General features: G+C 54.7%; 16 protein-coding genes and 2 pseudogenes. 8 read left to right on the forward strand and 10 right to left on the reverse strand.

Going from position 1 to position 18367, the window contains the following annotated elements; all coding sequences use genetic code 11:
• Window positions 1–35 precede the first annotated feature (35 nt).
• A complete protein-coding gene (gene rpsU, locus ACYX34_RS03440) occupies window positions 36–230 on the forward strand; it encodes a 30S ribosomal protein S21 (protein WP_086418623.1) in 195 nt (64 codons plus the stop codon).
• 61 nt (window positions 231–291) lie between these two features.
• Window positions 292–951, forward strand: coding sequence for an endonuclease III domain-containing protein (locus tag ACYX34_RS03445; protein WP_462075158.1), 660 nt, complete (start codon window positions 292–294; stop codon window positions 949–951).
• Between the two features lie 83 nt (window positions 952–1034).
• Here the strand turns inward: ACYX34_RS03445 and ACYX34_RS03450 are convergent, their stop codons facing one another.
• Window positions 1035–1454: a hypothetical protein gene (locus ACYX34_RS03450; RefSeq protein WP_462075159.1), complete on the reverse strand. Its 420-nt coding sequence runs from the start codon at window positions 1452–1454 to the stop codon at window positions 1035–1037.
• Between the two features lie 3 nt (window positions 1455–1457).
• The gene (locus ACYX34_RS03455; protein WP_462075160.1) at window positions 1458–1820 is read right to left on the reverse strand and encodes a hypothetical protein; all 363 of its coding nucleotides are present in this window, start codon (window positions 1818–1820) and stop codon (window positions 1458–1460) included.
• 112 nt (window positions 1821–1932) lie between these two features.
• Here ACYX34_RS03455 and ACYX34_RS03460 point away from each other — a divergent pair, with 112 nt between their 5' ends.
• Window positions 1933–2364: a PGPGW domain-containing protein gene (locus tag ACYX34_RS03460; protein WP_462075161.1), complete on the forward strand. Its 432-nt coding sequence runs from the start codon at window positions 1933–1935 to the stop codon at window positions 2362–2364.
• Window positions 2365–2442: 78 nt separating this feature from the next.
• Window positions 2443–5103, forward strand: coding sequence for a DNA polymerase I (gene polA / locus ACYX34_RS03465; protein ID WP_462075162.1), 2661 nt, complete (start codon window positions 2443–2445; stop codon window positions 5101–5103).
• 765 nt (window positions 5104–5868) lie between these two features.
• Here polA and ACYX34_RS03470 read toward each other — a convergent pair.
• The 4 genes and pseudogenes from ACYX34_RS03470 to ACYX34_RS03485 all read right to left on the reverse strand — a co-directional run.
• Entirely contained in the window at window positions 5869–6738 is an 870-nt protein-coding gene (locus ACYX34_RS03470; RefSeq protein ID WP_462075163.1) for a copper resistance protein B, read from the reverse strand.
• A gap of 17 nt (window positions 6739–6755) precedes the next feature.
• Window positions 6756–8567, reverse strand: a complete 1812-nt coding sequence (locus ACYX34_RS03475) for a copper resistance system multicopper oxidase (protein ID WP_462075164.1) — start codon at window positions 8565–8567, stop codon at window positions 6756–6758.
• Window positions 8568–8886: 319 nt separating this feature from the next.
• A pseudogene (locus tag ACYX34_RS03480) lies at window positions 8887–9074 on the reverse strand (hypothetical protein); the annotation flags it as partial.
• A gap of 137 nt (window positions 9075–9211) precedes the next feature.
• A pseudogene (locus ACYX34_RS03485) lies at window positions 9212–9599 on the reverse strand (IS3 family transposase); the annotation flags it as partial.
• A 130-nt stretch (window positions 9600–9729) separates the two neighbouring features.
• Here ACYX34_RS03485 and ACYX34_RS03490 point away from each other — a divergent pair.
• Window positions 9730–11061: a radical SAM protein gene (locus ACYX34_RS03490; RefSeq protein WP_462075165.1), complete on the forward strand. Its 1332-nt coding sequence runs from the start codon at window positions 9730–9732 to the stop codon at window positions 11059–11061.
• 83 nt (window positions 11062–11144) lie between these two features.
• On the opposite strand, the gene ACYX34_RS03495 is transcribed toward ACYX34_RS03490, so the two are convergent.
• The 3 genes from ACYX34_RS03495 to ACYX34_RS03505 form a co-directional block, all read right to left on the reverse strand.
• Window positions 11145–13823 (reverse strand): heavy metal translocating P-type ATPase, encoded by a 2679-nt coding sequence (locus ACYX34_RS03495; protein ID WP_462075166.1) that lies wholly within the window; start codon window positions 13821–13823, stop codon window positions 11145–11147.
• 418 nt (window positions 13824–14241) lie between these two features.
• Window positions 14242–14799: a sigma-70 family RNA polymerase sigma factor gene (locus tag ACYX34_RS03500; RefSeq protein WP_462075167.1), complete on the reverse strand. Its 558-nt coding sequence runs from the start codon at window positions 14797–14799 to the stop codon at window positions 14242–14244.
• A gap of 16 nt (window positions 14800–14815) precedes the next feature.
• Window positions 14816–15472 (reverse strand): DsbA family protein, encoded by a 657-nt coding sequence (locus tag ACYX34_RS03505; RefSeq protein WP_462075168.1) that lies wholly within the window; start codon window positions 15470–15472, stop codon window positions 14816–14818.
• A gap of 83 nt (window positions 15473–15555) precedes the next feature.
• On the opposite strand from ACYX34_RS03505, the gene ACYX34_RS03510 reads away from it, so the two are divergent.
• On the forward strand, window positions 15556–16098 hold the full coding sequence (locus ACYX34_RS03510; protein ID WP_462075169.1) for a Slp family lipoprotein: 543 nt from the start codon (window positions 15556–15558) through the stop codon (window positions 16096–16098).
• A 110-nt stretch (window positions 16099–16208) separates the two neighbouring features.
• Complete coding sequence (locus tag ACYX34_RS03515) at window positions 16209–16919, forward strand: GntR family transcriptional regulator (RefSeq protein ID WP_462075170.1); 711 nt, start codon at window positions 16209–16211, stop codon at window positions 16917–16919.
• A 179-nt stretch (window positions 16920–17098) separates the two neighbouring features.
• On the opposite strand, the gene ACYX34_RS03520 is transcribed toward ACYX34_RS03515, so the two are convergent.
• Complete coding sequence (locus tag ACYX34_RS03520; RefSeq protein WP_462075171.1) at window positions 17099–17395, reverse strand: hypothetical protein; 297 nt, start codon at window positions 17393–17395, stop codon at window positions 17099–17101.
• Window positions 17396–18152: 757 nt separating this feature from the next.
• Here ACYX34_RS03520 and ACYX34_RS03525 point away from each other — a divergent pair.
• On the forward strand, window positions 18153–18293 hold the full coding sequence (locus tag ACYX34_RS03525; RefSeq protein WP_462075172.1) for a hypothetical protein: 141 nt from the start codon (window positions 18153–18155) through the stop codon (window positions 18291–18293).
• Window positions 18294–18367 lie beyond the last annotated feature (74 nt).

An 18367-nucleotide genomic window follows, 5' to 3' on the forward strand; every position in this document is an offset into this window, starting at 1 on the left:
GCTGAATTGGCCTGAGAAAGTCGGTAGTTAGCCGGATGGAAATCAAGGTCTTCAACAACAACGTTGAAAAAGCACTGAAAGTTGCCAAGAAGAAGCTCGCAGGCGAAGGTCTGTTTCGTGAGCTCAAGCGTCGCCGGTTTTATGAGAAGCCAAGCGTGAGGAAAAAAGCGAAGCAACGCGAAGCCCAACGACGCCGTCAGAAGTGGCTGTCGAAGCGGAAGCCTGACTAGAGACGCCCTCAGGGTTCTTCCGACCTCTTCAGCACCTCCTCCCCCTTCGCGCCATCCCCCTATGCGTCAGGAGCAGATCCATGCCGCCGTCCGCATCGTCAAACGGGAGATTCGCCGTTGGCAGGAGCCGGTCGTCGGCGTGGTCGCCAAGGAATCGGACCACGATCCTTTCCTGATTCTTCTTTCCACTCTTCTCAGTTTAAGAACCAAGGATAAGACAACTAGAGAAGCAGGCGACCGGCTCTTTGCCTTGGCGCGTATTCCCGCCACGATGCTGCAGGTACCATTAAAGAAGATCGAACAGGCGATTTATCCAGTTGGGTTCTATCGGACCAAGGCGAAATCGATCCATGAAATCTGCCACCGGCTGATCGACCACTATGGCGGAGCAGTCCCGGACTCCATCGATGAACTGGTTAGCTTACCGGGAGTCGGGCGGAAAACCGCAAATCTCGTGGTCACGATTGGGTTTGGAAAACCTGGAATCTGTGTCGATATTCACGTGCACCGCATCAGTAATCGCTGGGGCTACATCAAGACCAAGACACCAGAAGAATCGGAAAACGCCCTCCGTCGCAAACTACCAAAACAGTATTGGATCATCTACAACGACCTTCTCGTCCCCTATGGACAAAACCTGTGTGTCCCCGTCTCGCCGTTTTGCAGTCAGTGCAAACTGGCCCACCTATGCGATCGCATAGGAGTTACAAAGTCACGTTAGTAGTAAACAGTGCGGGGTGAGGTGATGGAAGATGCGAGGCTGTTAAGTTCCGCTTACCTCTCACCCTTCCCCCCCTTACCGATCTAGATGAACAGTTTTGTCTCTGCCTCAGCCGTTAAAGACAGAATCGCAGGCAGCCCCAGCACTTCATCGACGTTCCGTTCGACCGCGCCGGCATCTACCCCCATATACTCCAGACCGGCACTGCAGGCGATCAGCCGAAGCGTCCCGACGTGCTTGGCATCCTGAAACATTTCTGAAATCTTGGGCACGTTTTTCTCTTTGAGGAGTCGGGCTACTTCTTCCGCGGATCCCGCATACTCCGGTGGAAAATCAATCTGATCGATCTTGCCCTCAGCCAGCTTCTTGATGGTCCAGAACAGCAACACCACGATCACGTCTTTCCCCATAGCGGCCGCCGTCATACCGAGCGTTGCGACCTGGTGCAATTTATCGTAGGTGGCATTGTGGGCAAAAATAACAAACTTGGGTTTGGTCGACATGGCTTACTTCTTCTGTGTCCTGGCTTTCACACTGTTGACGTAATCCGTGATCGCAGCATCAATGTCACCGGCTGTCATCGGACGATCATGTGTCTCACTCTCGTCGACAAGATAACGATCATGATCTTTTTCCTGCTTGAGAATAACCGCGTTCTCAGGTGTCACCTCGATCAACATAAACCATTCCTTGGCTCCTTGGGACATCACCACCTGTTTGCCGGCTCCCCTTCTCGTGATCTCAATCTGAAGCGCATCGCCTGTTTCCGCCGAAGACCAGGCCCCGCTTGCGAACAATACACATCCGGCGACAACCGCAATGAGGATGAAACGCCTTGTACGATGAGATTCACCTTTACACCACACCACGACGATGACTCCATACGGAGCGATTATAGCGAGCCGGGGCGACTCCGTAAACCAGGGAGAGCAATCTCGTTTACCTTGAGGGACACAGGAGCCCGTGTTAGGATGCCGCCCGATGAACGAACTTCTTTCAACGGTTGAGCAGTACATCTCCACCGAAACACTCGTCACGCTGACAGCTCTCTCGATCGTCTTTTTTGTCGGATCGCTGATCGCCATCCCCTTCATCCTGGTCAGGTTGCCGACAGATTTTTTTGATACCCGCGTACCAAGACGCTGGATGGAAAATCACCACCCGGTGCTTCGGCTCCTTGGCCATCTCGCAAAGAATGTGGTTGGCGCGATTTTCCTGTTCGCCGGATTCTTGATGCTCTTCCTACCGGGTCAGGGTATTCTCACCATGTTGATCGGGATCACGATGCTGGACTTTCCCGGCAAACGCAGACTTGAAGCCAAGATGATCGGCCAACCAACCGTCCTGAGCACGATCAATGGCATGCGTGAGAAGTTCGGGAAGCCGCCGCTCACGATCGCGCCAGATCCCTAGCTGAAGCAGGACGAACGTGCTGAGGCTTCTCTGAAAACGAATCCGTCACTCAATCCTCAGCACTTCATACGAACGCTTATGCCATCGCCACAAACCGACAAGCGCCCCACTCTGTATTTGATTGACGGCAGTGCCTATATTTATCGTGCCTTTTTTGCCCTGCCGGCCCTCAACAATTCCAAAGGCCTCCAGACCAACGCCGTCTATGGATTCATGACCACGCTCCTCAAGATCATACGGGAACATGGGCCAGATGGTCTGGTCGTGGCATTCGATGAGAAGGGTCCGACACTCCGGCACGAGGAATTCAAGGAGTACAAAGCGCAGCGTCCGCCGATGCCGGACGGGATGAAGGCCCAGATCCCATACATTCATCGCGTGGTAGAGGCATTGAATATCCCGGCCGTAAAGCAAGCCGGCTACGAAGCAGATGATCTGATCGGGACCCTAGCCAGCCAAGCGGAGCAAGCTGGCCACGATGTCGTCATCGTCACGGGTGATAAAGACATGCTCCAGCTCATCACCCCTCACGTGCGGATCTATGATCCGGTCAAAGATAAATGGTCCAGCGATGCAGAATGCGTCGCCAAGTTCGGCGTCGAACCAGGGCGTGTCGTCGAAGTCATGGGATTGATGGGCGACAGCAGTGACAATATCCCCGGGGTAAAGGGCATCGGCGAAAAAACTGCGATGAAGTTGATTACACAGTTTGGGACGATCGACGAACTCCTCAACCGTCTCGACGAAGTCACGCCTGCCCGCATCAAGACACTCCTGACGGAACAGGCGGACAATGCACGGCTGAGTCGGAAACTCGCGACCATCGACACCCAGAGTCCAGTGGAATTCCATCCTGAATCCTATCGGATCAAGCCACCGCACGACGAACAATTGGCTGACCTCCTGCGCGAACTCGAGTTCACGTCGCTGCTGAAGAGTCTTCAGCCATCATCCAAGCAGACAGCGGCGAAGCCCCTCGTCTCAGTCGCCATTGAGGATGAAGCAGCCGCACAGCGGTTCGCTGACAGCTTGCCGAAGAACGCACCCCTCGCAGTGCACTGCCTCTTCGCCGGACAACCAGGAGTTCATGCCGATCTGAGAGGTCTTGCCCTCTCGAGCGACGGCCACACCGCCTTCATCCCGATCGACATCCACGCTTATATGCGACCGATCATGCCCCTCCTTCACGATCCACAGAGAACCAAAGTGGTGCATGATCTCAAGTCGACCCTCCTCGCCTTTCATCGGATTGGCGTGACCCTGGCACCACCCTATGTCGACGCCATGGTCGCGGATTATCTACTCAATCCCAATCGACGAGACCATGGCCTTGAAACGATCGCCATGGAGCGGTTGGGCGAGCGGTTTGGATCGGACAAGCAGAGCCAGGCTCAATCCAAGTCGCTCTTTGACGTCGATACCGGGTCCCGAGATCAAGCGACAGAAGCCGCTTCATGCTTGGTAAAGCTCCAACCCATCCTGGCGAATCAATTGACGGAACAGGGAAGCCTGACCCTCTTTACCGATGTCGAGATGCCACTCGTTCCTGTCCTGGCAGACATCGAGCGAAACGGATTCTTACTCGATGTTGAAGGGTTGCACGCCTTAGGTAAGGAGCTCGAACGAGAACTCGACCGTATGATGGAAACGATTGCTGGACTAGCCGGGGGCGAGTTCAATATTAATTCACCCAAACAGCTGGCCACGGTCCTGTTTGAGAAACTCGGCCTCAAGCCCCTGCGGAAAACTAAGACGGGATATTCCACTGACGAAGATACGCTGACACAGCTCGCATCGCAACATGACCTGCCAGCGCAGATTCTGAACTACCGCAGCCTCAGCAAACTCAAGTCAACCTATGTGGACGCCTTACCAGAACTGGTCAGGCCGGAGACGAAGCGGCTCCACACGTCGTTGAACCAGACCGTTGCCGCTACTGGACGGCTTTCGTCGACTGATCCTAACCTGCAAAACATCCCCGTCAAAGGGGACTATGGCCTGCGCATTCGTGAAGCATTCATCGTGCCCAAAGGCCATGAACTGCTCTGCGCCGACTACAGCCAGATCGAGCCCCGCATCCTTGCCCATCTGTCACAAGATCCGAGATTACTCTCGGTCTTTGCCAAGGAGGAAGACATCCATATGGCCACCGCCATGGAAATCTTCGGGCTCCCCTCCAGCCAGATCACGAGAGACATGCGCCGTGCAGCCAAAACGGTCGTCTTCGGCATCGTCTATGGCATCAGTCCATTCGGTCTCTCCCAGAATTTAGGAGTACCGCAACCCGAGGCGAAGAAATATATCGAGACGTTCTTTGAGCGGTTCGCTGCAGTGCGGGCACTGATGGATCGAAACATCTCCGAAGGGCGAGAGAAGGGCTACACCACCACCATCCTTGGCCGCCGACGACCGATTCTTGAACTGCAGAGTGGCGATCCCACACAACGGGGCTTTGGTGAGCGCATGGCCGTGAACAGCCCCATCCAAGGTTCAGCAGCAGACTTGATCAAGGTCGCCATGATCAATGTCCATAAAAAGCTTCATACTGAACTCCCCCACGTAAAGATGATCCTCCAAGTCCACGATGAATTGATCTTCGAAGTGCCGGACCATGACCTGGAAGAGGCCAAACGGCTGGTGAAACAGGAGATGGAAGGAGTCGGCAAACAGTTGGGCTTATCAGTCCCGCTCAAGGTGGACCTGGGTGTTGGCAAAAACTGGCGGGTAGCGCATCCCTAGAGTTTCGGGCCGGCGTAAATTCCTTACAGAATTGCGAAGCTAACGAGATCTTGCCAGGCAAAGCGGTTACATCAGCTATTCTCGACAAAGACTCCCAATTCTATTTCTAGCCCCCGTCCCTGTCGGAGTCCTGCTGTGGAGGAGCGGAGGCGCAGCGTGCAGGGTCACGCCGCCGCACGATTCGTGAGGTCGTGCGTTGTCTCCGTGGAGAGAGATCCTAGCATTAGGGAGACGGAAGGATGCAATTGGGAAAGAACTGGGGAAGACGCTGTAACTGGTCCCGCAAGACCGTCACATCTCAAGAACATATGTACCATGTTCTCAATCTTACTTAGCGGCAAGACAGAGTCGCTCGTCCGAGGTTAAATTTGATCTTTGGGGGCGAAGTCAGAGGTGTTTCTATTGTGAACCGCTGGGAAGCATTCGTCATGATATTCATTACCTATTGGTATTTTCCGCCTGGATCAAGCCTTTGCGGGCTCATTCTCCCCATCTCATTTTCGATGGTGGAAACTCATCACGACAGCGTTCGGAACGCTCGTTCTCATCCGTGCAGTCAAGCCATGTAGGAGAAGCAGAGCATAGCAAGAGAGGTGACGGACATTGTGAACGCCGGCTGTTTAAGCGAGCGCGGGCAGTATATCTGATCTTTGACGTCGCCCCCTTTGACGCAGAGTACCGATCACGCCATGGTAAGTTGTCCTCGGCATTCGTTGATCATACAGCCATTCCTGAGACCCTATAACTGCAAGATCCGCCACAACTTCAGAACCACATCCTTACACCGACTAGAAGTCGAATTTGACTTGGATCTCCACCTTGCCGACGTACCAGTGTCGCAGTCTCGCCAAAACTGCGGTCGAACGACAGGCCAACATATGGAGCGAGCTTTCGATGAAACTCGTAGCGCAGCCGCATACCAAATTCCAGATTGTTCAACCCTGAACCAGTTGTAAACTCTTCGACGCGCTGAATCGCCAGATTGGTTTGAAACCGTCCCTGTAAGATCAGTCGCTGGGTGAGCAAGAAATCCTTGGTGTAGGAGAGGCGAGCAGAGACGGCACCGTTCTGGGCGATGAATAATGCCGATTCAAATTCATAATTGTATGGCACGATACCTTGGAGACCGATCACCCCAAGTCCACGCGTGACATTGCTACCACGAAACGATTGCGTTTCCATTCGCCCGCCGACTTGGAAGTCATAGTATTTCCCGAGGAAGCGGCCATAGAGCAATTGGAAGTCCATATCATAGTCAGGTTTGAAGGCTGTGTCCTGTTGCCCCTCACTCTTGAACCACAGCCGATTGTAATCGCCTCCATACCACCCTTCGACATCCCACCGGTAGTCGCTGTTGCTTCCAGTTCCCCCCATACGAGGACGATATTCAAGAACGTCGACGAGCGTGAACAACCGGCGCTCCTGATCCATGACAGGGCTGTCCCACGCTTGTTTCAGCACGGTGTTCATCTTGGCCTGAATCGGGTCGAATTGAGGCCCGACGCTCAAGTGACCGCCTGAGACGCTCGCATGGTCCATGTGTACAGATTCGGCCAAGGTACTTGTCGCACCGATTCCGGCGCTCAGCAGATAACCGGCGAGGATCACCCGGAAGTTCTGAAACGCTGCATTCACTTATGCCGACTCACCGGTTATGCAGAAACCTCGACAATACGAAACATGCCTGCTTCCATGTGCAAAAGGAGATGACAGTGAAACGCCCATGGTCCAGGTGCGTCTGCACCGACCAGGACAGACAATCGTTCGGCCGGTTTGACCACGACGGTATGCTTCCTGGGAAGATATGAATCCGAGCCGTTTTCCAGATACATCCACATTCCGTGCAGGTGGAGCGGATGCTCCATCATCGTGTCATTGACGAAGGTAAACCGCACTCGTTCTCCATAACGAATATGAATCGGTTCCGGCGCATCCGAATATTTTTTGCCGTCGAACGACCACAGGTAGCGTTGCATATGCCCGGTGAGATGCAACTCGATCTCCCGCTCCGGCGATCGGTGCTCGTGATACGGAACGATGCTTTTCAGGTCGGTGTACACCAATACCCTTCTGGAACTCTGCTCGAGCCCTCTCCCCGGTTCATGCATCCAGTTTTGCGAATACTCAGCGATCGTTTGGTTGCCGGTTCCGTGGTGATCAGGACCATGTTTCACCCGTGGTACACCAGGGACCGGCGACCCGTGCCGAGCATCGGTCACCAATCCTGCTGTGGACTCCACGCTGTCTCCGTGCGTCATCCCGTGATGTGCTGGATCGGCATGAGGTGACTTCGGAGTGGTTTCAGCGCTATGACTTGCATGGCCGTGGCCAGGAGCACCCATCCCCATGTCTTCCATGGTGCGAAGCGGGCGGCGCCGACGCTCAGGGACTTCTCCCTGCATCCCCAATCGAGGTGCGAGCGTGCCTCGGACAAAGCCGCTCCGATCCATGGTTTCGGCAAAGATCGTGTACGCGCGATCCTCTGTCGGCCAAACGATGACATCATAGGTTTCTGCCGGTCCGACTCGAAACTCTTCGACTGTCACAGGCTGCACATTCTGGCCATCCGCCTGTACGACCATCATAGTTAATCCAGGAATTCGCACATCATAGAAAGTCATTGCAGCCGCGTTGATGAACCGCAATCGGACCCGCTCACCTGGCCGAATCAGTCCAGTCCAATTGCCGACGGACGGCACTCCGTTCATAAGATAAATGAACGTCGCCCCTGTCACATCTGCAAAGTCCGTCGGGTCCATCCGCATTTGGTCCCACATCATGTAATCTTGTAGCGCCGACCACCACCCCCTCTTTGCTGAATCTGCAAGAAACTCCAGGGCATCTCGCTTCTGGAAGTTGTAGTAGCCAGAAGATTTCTTGAGGTTCGCTAACATGACCTCAGACGACTCGAAACTCCATTCCGAGAGCATCACAACATACTCTCGATCATACTGAAACGGGTCCGGTTCGATCGGGTCCAGAATCAATGGCGCGTACATGCCCTGCAACTCCTGGCCCCCAGAGTGGCTGTGATACCAATAGGTCCCACTTTGCTTGACGGGAAAGTGATAGGTGAAGGTGGTTCCAGGCTCAATGCCGTTGAAGCTCACCCCAGGAACTCCATCCATGTGTGAAGGCAAGAGTATTCCGTGCCAGTGAATCGACGAGGCCTCCATCAACTGATTAGTGACTCGGATGGTGACCTCTTGGCCTTCTTTCAAACGGATGAGTGGACCAGGGATAGTGCCGTTGATTGTCGTAGCCATCCCAATCCGCCCATCCACGATGAAGGACCGTTCACTGATCATCAGGTCGATCAACTCACCACCGAGCGTCGAAGAATCAGGATCGGGATGAGCGGCACGAAGCAACGGGTGATTCGCACAGGATGGAAGAAGCGGTTGCACCGCGGCGAGCAGCCCCAACGCACCTGTACGTTTCAACAGGAGGCGTCTAGATACCATCTTGTCATGTATCACAGCTATCCACTAAGAGCATGTCAAGCCGTACCCACAATATCCTAGAGCCCGCTCATTGCCTATGTGGGCATAGGATTAAGAATGCGATGGCTGCCATATTGAAGCTCATCTGTAGGTATGTTCACAGTTATTCCAAAGTCTGTGGCATTTGTCGAGCCACTCGAATGATCGCCAAAAGACCCAGGGGTGATGATGAAAGCCATCATTGCATATTCACGGTTGAGATTCTCGGCAAGATGCTCAAATACCCGCTTCAGACACCGCATTGACTCTGGCATATATGGCAGGTGTGGATGACCCAAATATCTCCGAACCGTTCTTGTAAATCCCGCCGCAATATCCCGCATGATATCGGGAAACCACCGCCTCCACAAATTTCCAGTTGTCCTTCTCGGTTGACCCTACAGGCTCTTCATGGCCTGACAGCAGGCACTCTATCCTCTCCCAGTGATCGTCCCGCAACGCATATCGCGTGTACCACAAGAAGTCCATCCTGCTACCTCGCAATCATGAAGCATGAGGGACTCACCTCTGAATCATGAAACTTAATTGACAACAGCCCCTAATACGTCGACTACAGGAGTGTGTTTTGATGTGTGGACTTCCCAGGGTTTCGTGGACACAATGCCTTAAGCACTGTTCGACACTGCTTCAAATGCCTCCGGACTGACCCCGCTGAGATGGCTGTGTCGCCGGATGCGATTATAGAAGATCTCGATGTACTCGTCGCTATCGGCCATCGCCATCGCTCGAGTTATGTAGATGTGCTTCTTGATCCGTTCCTTCTTCAAGCTGCCCAAAAAAGATTCAGCCACCGCGTTGTCCCAGTAATTACCCCGTCGACCCATGCTGGGGCTTGCGTCGACGTACAGCCATGAGGAGTACGTCCAGCATGAGAGCTTGAGCCAGCGTGGGCTTGGTAGACCAGCCGACAATGCGGCGAAAGTCCAGGTCCATCACGGCGGCCAAATAGAGCCAGCCTTCCCATGTGTGCATGTATGTACTGTCGGTAACCCATCATGTGCCGTATCAAACTCTCGGCAATGGGCTTTGATGAACGTGTATTTCAGTCGGACATGCTGCGATTTCCATCGATGCCCCATTGGTCGTCCCCCTTGTTCTACCGACACCCTAAGGTGTCCGTGCCGTGAAAGCCTGGGAAGTCCACCTTGACGGTGGAACTGAAGCGTCCATAGAATCAAAGCTGCCCGATCGCGTTCAGGCTTCACCACTGCACTACGAGTATCGCTCAAGGGAAAGGGACATGAGCTTACAATTGATCAAGGCAATCTATCGAAAAGTCCAGGCTGTAACACGTCTGACGGAAAAGCAGATGCTCACACCTTACTACTGGATCCCGTACCACCTATACGGAAACGGCAAAGCCTGGCGTCCCCTGTTCGTGTCGCTTGAGGTAACCTACATCTGCAACCTCAAGTGCCAAATGTGCTCCCTAGTGTCCGGTGAGATGGTCACCAAGGCAGGACAGAGAAAGAACCCCGAGTTGATCGAACCCGACGGCAGTCTGCGGCAAGAGATTTCGACCGACGAATACCTCAAGCTAATCCAGCAGATGAGCAAGGCAGGCGTCAAAGCAGTGAAGTTGACGGGAAGGGAGCCTGCCTTAAGAAAGGACATTCTGACGCTGGCCAATGCGGTGAAGAGAGGTGGGATGCATTTAAGCATGATCAGTAACGGCTCTGCCAAGCCTGACATCTACACGGAACTAGTTCGCATCGGTCTAGACTCGATAACGATCTCCGTTGACGGAACGGAGCATGTTCACGATCAGATTCGCGGTATGATTGGAAGCTTTGCCAAGACCCAGGCAGCAATAGACGCTCTCATCAAAGAGAAAAAGATCACGGGGAGGCCCAAACCCAGGATCGGTGTGACCTGTGCTGTGTCCGCCCTCAACCAGCGCGATCTTGGGAATCTGGCCGAATTGTTTAAGGACTCCGAGATCGATGACCTCAACTTTGGTTATCTACACTTCAGCACCGAGCATCGCGATCTCCTCACTGCGGAAACGATCCAGCAAGGCCCTAGCTCGGCCTTACACCTAAAAAAAGCAGTACTTCCAGACTCGGTGCTGCAGGTCAACACTGCAAACTTAGTAACCCAAGTGACTGAAATCAAAGCGCAGAAGGACAGATATAAGCCTCGCATCCAGTTCTCCCCTGACCTGAGCGCCGAGGAGATCGCGCTCCAGTACACCAACGAGTCTTTCACTTTGGCTAATAAGTGCTTCTACGCCTGGTACTCAACACGGATTGACCCCTGGGGTCAGATGTATCCATGCTGGATTGACGTGAGGCTGGGCGACATCAGAAAAACCGCGTTCGAGGATCTCTGGAACGGCGATGCCTACCGTAGCTTCCGGAGGATGATACGGAACAAGAAGCTCGTCCCCAAATGCTCGACCTGTTGCGTCCTGAACGACAAGTACTGGTCGAAGCTGCCGACTTTTCGCAATTGACCACGACCGCCTCTCGATACTGCAGGCAGGATCCCCGCCAGGGAAGCATGTGCCGGTCAAACATTCTGACCATTGCATAACTGCTATAGCGCGAGTTTCCGTAGCCGCAAGGCGTTGGCAATCACAGATACGGAACTGAACGTCATCGCCGCACTCGCGATCATGGGACTCAACAGAACGCCGGCAAACGGATACAGAACACCGGCAGCGATCGGAATCCCCAGAGTGTTATAGACGAAGGCGAAGAACAAATTCTGCCGGATATTGCGCATGGTCCCTCGGCTCAAGCGTCGCGCCCGGGCGATCGCTCGGAGGTCACCCTTGACCAAGGTGACCCCAGCACTTTCCATCGCGACATCTGTGCCTGTTCCCATCGCGATACCCACCTGGGCTTGCGCCAGTGCCGGTGCGTCGTTGATGCCGTCACCGGCCATGGCTACAACATGCCCTTCTGATTGGAATCGTTTGACGACTGCCGCCTTTTGCTCAGGTAAGACGTCGGCCTGCACTTCATCAATGTGAAGTCGGCGCGCCACCGCCTCGGCTGTCGTTCGATTGTCCCCGGTCAGCATCACAAGCCGAAGCCCTTCGCGGTGTAACAAGTCGATCGCTTCCGGCGTGGTGGACTTTACCGGATCGGCCACCCCCAGCAACCCAGCAGGCTTGCCGGTGATAGCCACGAACATGACCGTCTGGCCTTCTTGCCGCAAGGGCTCAGCCTGGGCCAGCAATGGTGCGGTCTCAACGTTCAATTCGTTGAGAAACGGTACTGTACCAACAGCCACAACACAACCCTCAACCGTACCAGTGACTCCCTTACCGGTGCGCGAGCGAAAGTCCCCTGCCTTGGTCAGAGCGATTCCTCGCTCCTGCGCACCGGACACGATCGCCGCCGCCAAGGGATGCTCGCTGTTCTGCTCCAAACCGGCGGTCAGTCGCAGCAGATCCGCCTCGCTGAAACTAGACAACGGAGCAACCGTTACCAGGCGTGGCTTGCCTTCCGTAAGCGTGCCGGTCTTATCCACGACAAGAATATCGACCTTGGCCAACGTTTCCAGCGCCTCGGCATTGCGGATGAGCACGCCGGCTGTCGCACCACGTCCCGTCCCGACCATGATCGACATGGGCGTCGCCAACCCAAGTGCGCAGGGACAGGCAATGATCAACACAGCCACCGCGTTAAGCAATGCATAGGCCATACGAGGCTCCGGGCCATAGAGCGCCCACAGTACAAAGGTGACTGCAGCGACAAGGATCACGCTCGGCACGAAATAGCCAGCTACAACGTCGGCCAGCCGTTGAATCGGCGCTCTGGTGCGCTGGGCTTCACTGACCATCCGCACAATCTGAGCCAGCAATGTTTCTCGACCGACACGCTCAGCCCGCATCACCACACTACCGGTCCCATTGACGGTTGCCCCGACAACGTTCTGGCCAGGCTGCTTTTCCGCAGGGATCGGCTCACCGGTCACCATCGACTCATCAACAGCGGTCGAGCCCTCCAGCACCACCCCGTCCACGGGAATTTTTTCACCAGGCCGCACACGTAACCGATCACCGATCTGGACCTGGTCCAAGGGGATATCCTCTTCACGGCCACCTGGTCGTATGATGCGCGCGGTTTTTGGTGCAAGTCCTAATAGGGATTTCAATGCGCTGCTGGTTCGACTCCTCGCCCGTAGCTCCAAGACCTGTCCCAATAAGACTAGGGCAATGATGGCCACCGCCGGTTCAAAGTACACAGCCAGCTCACCGCCATGCCCTCGGAACGAATCTGGGAACAACCCCGGCGCAAGGGTCGCGACGACGCTGTAGAAGTAGGCTGCACCGGTGCCGAGTCCGATCAAGGTAAACATGTTGAGATGACGATTGACGATCGACACCCAGGCCCGTTCGAACAGTGGACGGCCGATCCAGAGTACGACCGGCGTTGCCAGTGCGAGTTGAACCCACATCAAGGCTCGTCCGGACACGAGATGCTGCAACGGCTGGCCCGGCAGCATGTCGGAAATCATTAGTGCAAGAATAGGCGAACCGATGGCCACGCTCTGCCAGAACCGGTGCGTCATGTCGATCAATTCGGGATTGGCCTCCTCTACCGTCACCGTGCGCGGTTTCAACGCCATCCCACAGATCGAGCAGGCCCCCTGTGTCGACTGCACGATTTCCGGATGCATCGGACAGGTATATTCAGTGCGAGTCGGCACAACCGTTACGTCAGCCGGCTCCAGCGCCATCCCACAAATCGGACAAGCCCCTGGTTTGGATTCCGACACTTCCGGGTCCATCGGGCAGACATATTGGACGCTCTTGCCCACCGGAACGGGAGCCGGCTTGGGGATACGCTGCTCAGGTGGGAGCAAATAATACTCAGGCTCGGCTCGAAACTTCTCAAGACACCGCGTGGCGCAGAAATAATAGGCCTTCCCCTGATATTCGTATGAACCGGCTGCCCTGTCCGGCTGTACCGTCATCCCACAGACAGGATCGATCTCACCCTGCCTGACTGGCTGCATCATAGGCAGTGGCTTCCGTGAGGTGGGTATCGTGATCAGGTTCAGTGGTTTCTTACCCAGCGCCTGCTCGGGATCAGCCTTAAATCGTTCCAGGCACGAAATTGCGCAAAAATAGTAGGTTTTCCCCTTAAAATCATACTGACCCGCCGCTCTGGCTGGATCGACGGTCATTCCACAGATAGGATCGATCTCAGGCTTCACGTGAGTGGGCGAATGACTCATGGCATCTTGTCTCATCTCACTCATGCGGTCATGTCCTCCTTGCGACCTCCCGCAACAGGCGTTCGACAATTCATTAATCATGTCTCAGACTCCTTTCATTCTATCCGGTATGGAGGCGTATTGTCGCCTTCAGGATTACAGACGGACCAGGTCCTCAAATATTACAGAGAACCCGAGAGCCAGAAGCACGGCTCGCAACTACTCAATTTACTGGGACAAGCAAGAAAAGATGTGCAAGAGAAGCGAGTAACTAGCAGTGTGTTGACAAACACATTGACCATGCTGAAAACGCACGGCATTCGAGATTTCCAACGGGAGCACGGTGGCCCGCAGGCTGTTCAGCAAGGCCGCAGCGAATGAAGAGGCGAATCGTACTCTGCGTCGTACATTGAGCCTCTGAGTGAGGCGAGAACGCCGCTGGCGGGCTTTTATCAACAGCCTGTTAGCTGCAGGCACAGTTAAGACAGCCATGTTTACTACAAAGCCCGCACGCGGCTTCGAGGGAGACCCGTAAGGATTGGCGGGCTCTGTGAAGGCGAACCGTGAGGTTATTGCGTGATATTTTCAGCGCTTTCGCAACCTGTGCCGGCGATTCGCCGTCGAGATCGATGCGCTTGATGAGTTCCGCATAATTTCGATGGAGACCGGGAAGGAGATCATGAAGGCAGACGCACGCAGTAGTCTTGACCTCATCCGGTGGCGGCTCCTGATGATTGCCCGAAACAGTCAATTCCTGTAGGAAGGCTTCATTCCGACGAGTCTCAGCTCCATGGGACCGGTAATATTCCGCCACGGTATGGCGGAGGATTTGATAGAACCAGGCCAACGCACTTTGCTCGTTATTCAACGAGTGAGCGTGTTCGACCGCTCTGGTAAAGCTTTGTTGCAGGATATCTTCTGCGATACCTTCCTCGCCGACTCGACGGCGGACAAACTGCCTGAAGGCTGATTCGTGCTCCAGAAGGCGTCGAATGATCTCGTGTGCTTTATCCTCCGCCATCACAAGTCATCACCCATCACTTCTTGGCATCCGCTTCGAGAATACTTCGGATAATCGTAAGGACGTTCTCCGGCGTCATATTGGCTCCATCGACCTTAATGTTCCCGTCCAACAAGATTGAGGGCGTCGACGACACCTTGACCCGTTCACCCCACCGGCGCCCCGCTTCAAACAACCTGGCCGGCTTTCCGCTTTCCATCCCGGCTTCGAATGTTTCCACGTCCAAACCAACTTCCTTGATCAACAGGGAGCGGATCGAGCGATCCAACACCCCATCGAGTTTTTCTTTGTGAATGGTGCGAAACAAGACGGCTTTCATCTGATCGCCTTTCCCCATCATCTTGGCCTGCTCGTACATATCAAAGGGAGTCGGCAGCTTCCCCGGGATGACCGGAAACCCGACCATTGTAATTTCAACCCTATTCCCGAATTCTTTCATGAGCAGGGGAACCCCCGTCTCTTCGAAGTGATGGCAATGCGGGCAATAGAAATCCGCAAACTCGATGACTTTGACTTTCCCCGGTTGATGGGTGGACGTCTCATCCTTGAGAATCTCGAATTTCCCCTTCAGCTCTGGCTTGGTTGCCAGTACGACGACTGGAGTAAGCAACAGTCCCACCACTCCCATCACCCAGATCGCCGCCGTCCACCTCGACATCATTCGACTCTTCATTTCCTACTCCTTTCTCAGATTAACTAGGCGAGGACCATTATAGCGGATGGAGAGCCTCTGTGTGCTTTGTTATAATTGATTTTATGAACCGACTCCTCGCTGCAAGCCTAAGTTCTGCGCTCATCCTCTCCGGCTGTGCCCTGACCGGAGGTCAGAACGAAACCATCCCATCAGGCCCACCTCCGCCGACCTTTGGACAAGTGAAAGCCGCCCCCGAAGCTTACACCGGACAACCCGTGACATTCGGTGGTAAAGTACTCGGAGCGCGCCGACTCAAAGAGGGGACCAGAATTGAAATCCTCCAATTGCCATTGGCTGCCTCCCTGGAACCAACCCCTGATCTCACCACATCCCAAGGCCGGTTTGTCGCACTACGGGAGGAATTCCTTGACCCCGCAACAATCCCTGCCGGCACGTTCATCACCGTAACGGGTGAAATGGCTGGTTCCGTAGCGTTGCCGCTCGATGAAATGGAATATACTTACCCGCTCGTGCATGTCACCAGCCTGCGTGTCTGGAGCGAACAGGATGACGAGCCTCCGCGCATTCGCCGGCCTCTCGGCCCTGGCCCCTCTTGGGGACCCTACTGGTCTCCCTATTGGCATCCTTGGCCTTATTATTGGTAATGAAGAGGGGTGGCAGGTGAGAAAGGCGAACCGCTGTTCCCAATCGGTCATTGAACGCCAGGATCCCACCCTTGTGTCTACGTAACGGTGATAAACGGACAATGAAGAAGATGATCCATAAGATAGATCCAAAAGAAAAAGCGGCCTCCTCCAACCTCAGTTCGTCGATCGTGGCGACGATCAAAGAAGAAATCGTCCACTGGCACTATCCGCCGGAACATCGGCTGACCGAAGAAGAACTGTGCAAACGATTTCGTGTGAGTCGGAGCCCCATTCGAGAAGTCCTCCGAGTCCTGGCCTCCGAAGGCTTCCTTAAACGATTGCCTAATCGAAGTTATGTCGTCAGGCAACACACCGTCGAAGAAGTCGAGGAATTATACGGCGTACGACAGGCGCTGGAACTCTATACAGTCGAACGCTTAGCCGGCGAGGATTTGCCGACACACCACAAGACCGAGCTGGAGGATCTCCGGCACACTTGGATGGAACTCCTCAACGAACCAGCCAAACGACCGGAGGAGTTCGCCATACTCGACACACTCTTTCATGATACTTTGGCCCGCATCTTAGGAAACAAGTCTCTCCTGCGGAACCTCCGCTCTATCAATGAACGATTGACCCTGTTTCGGCTGCTTGATTTCGAGAACCGAACCCGTGCGGAACAGACCTGCCGTCAACATCTGGAGATTGTGGATCGGATCATGGCCCACAATGGCCCCGGTGCGCGGGCCGCGATGCAGAGCAATATCGAAGAGGGAAGCAACAACGTCCGGGCCGCGATCAAAGACGCGCTCGCAAGAGCCTACCTCAAGAACAGCTAAGCTCACAGCGGATGTCTGTGATAGTGGACAATCGGACACGGAATGCATTGGGCAACCTGTGTCTTGGGTGACCGACATGGCCCATCTGGTTTTCTACAGCGAGAGAAGCCTGGAGTACGGAGCGAAGAACTGCAGCTCAGCGCAGTTCTTCGCTCCGTGGGACGGTATGGTTCGTAGGCCTATTTCTTTTTCGCCGGATGATGCTGAGCTTCCTCGGCATGTGCCAGCGATTCCTCAGCATGCTTCATCGATTCCTTCGCATGCTCAAGCGCTTCCTTGGCGTGGACATTGTCACTAACCTGAATGGCTTCTTCCAAATGCTTGATGGCTTCCTTTTCGTGCGCAATTCCCTCTTTGGCATGCTTAATCACTTCCTTCACATGCCCACCTTCACCCGCGAATACTAACCCCGCCCCCCCTCCCGCGAGCAACCCACATACCGCAACTGCAACCACGACACCGTTCATTCTGCTCATACCCCCTCCTTGTTTGTAGGATCAATCTTTGTTGTATTTGCGAGTCTACACCTTCGAGAAATGCATCAGTATTCAGAACTTCCTAGGATCGAGGCTGACTCAGGCTTCTTAGCGGCACCTAGGTGTACGACGGACATCGTCTATCATGGGACTCCGCTCTATCTGTACCCCGAAGGGCCAGGGAGTCGGCAGGAGGCCACCTCCGACTCCCCAGGCAGGTCCGGAAGAAGAGTGCGCAACTGCCGGGCCTGTTTCCTTCATCGTTTCTCGCTCCGTGTTATCTGGATAGCCAGCTACCCCCTCTCGGCTGAGACAGTCCGCATCTCCCATCTGATTATTCCAGGCGGATCATATTTCGCTCCGCCACTTTCGAGATGGAGGAGCCGGGGCGGAGGCTGACGGAGGTGCCTGCGCCCCGGGTCGGTCCGAGTGAGGGGCAGCTCGACCCGGACATCAATAGCTCAACAACTCTGAACGTAACCACGACGAATTCAGAATGACTTCACCTTCCCAAATCAGATATAGGGAACCAGAGCGAGGCTTCGAATGGGAGTAAGAAGCCCCCGCTCTGGTCGGACCGAGAGTGGCGGGCCACCGCTCTCGGAATATCACTCCTTGTTCCAATGCATGGACAGACGGACCAGGATGATTCAGACAGGATGCGGTCAAACAATCTCTACGAGCGGAATCGATGGATCGGCAGTCTGCACGACAACCATCGAGGAACGCTCCCTGCTTGAATCACGCGAGCGTGAATATGGGTGGAGCGCGAGAGGGTCGTAAAACGGAGGGAGAAGGTGAGTGTGAACGAATGAAAGATGCCGCCGTCGAGACGGCAATGAAACTGACCGTCACGGTAGGCGCCGATGTGGCTGGCCCGCTCTGTGAGATCATCTGACAGGACAATGCACAGAGAGGAGAATGCGTGGAGTCCGTGGAATGGTGATGGGCTCCAGGCTGCGGGACTGGCAT

Source organism: Nitrospira sp. CMX1 (assembly GCF_054902215.1).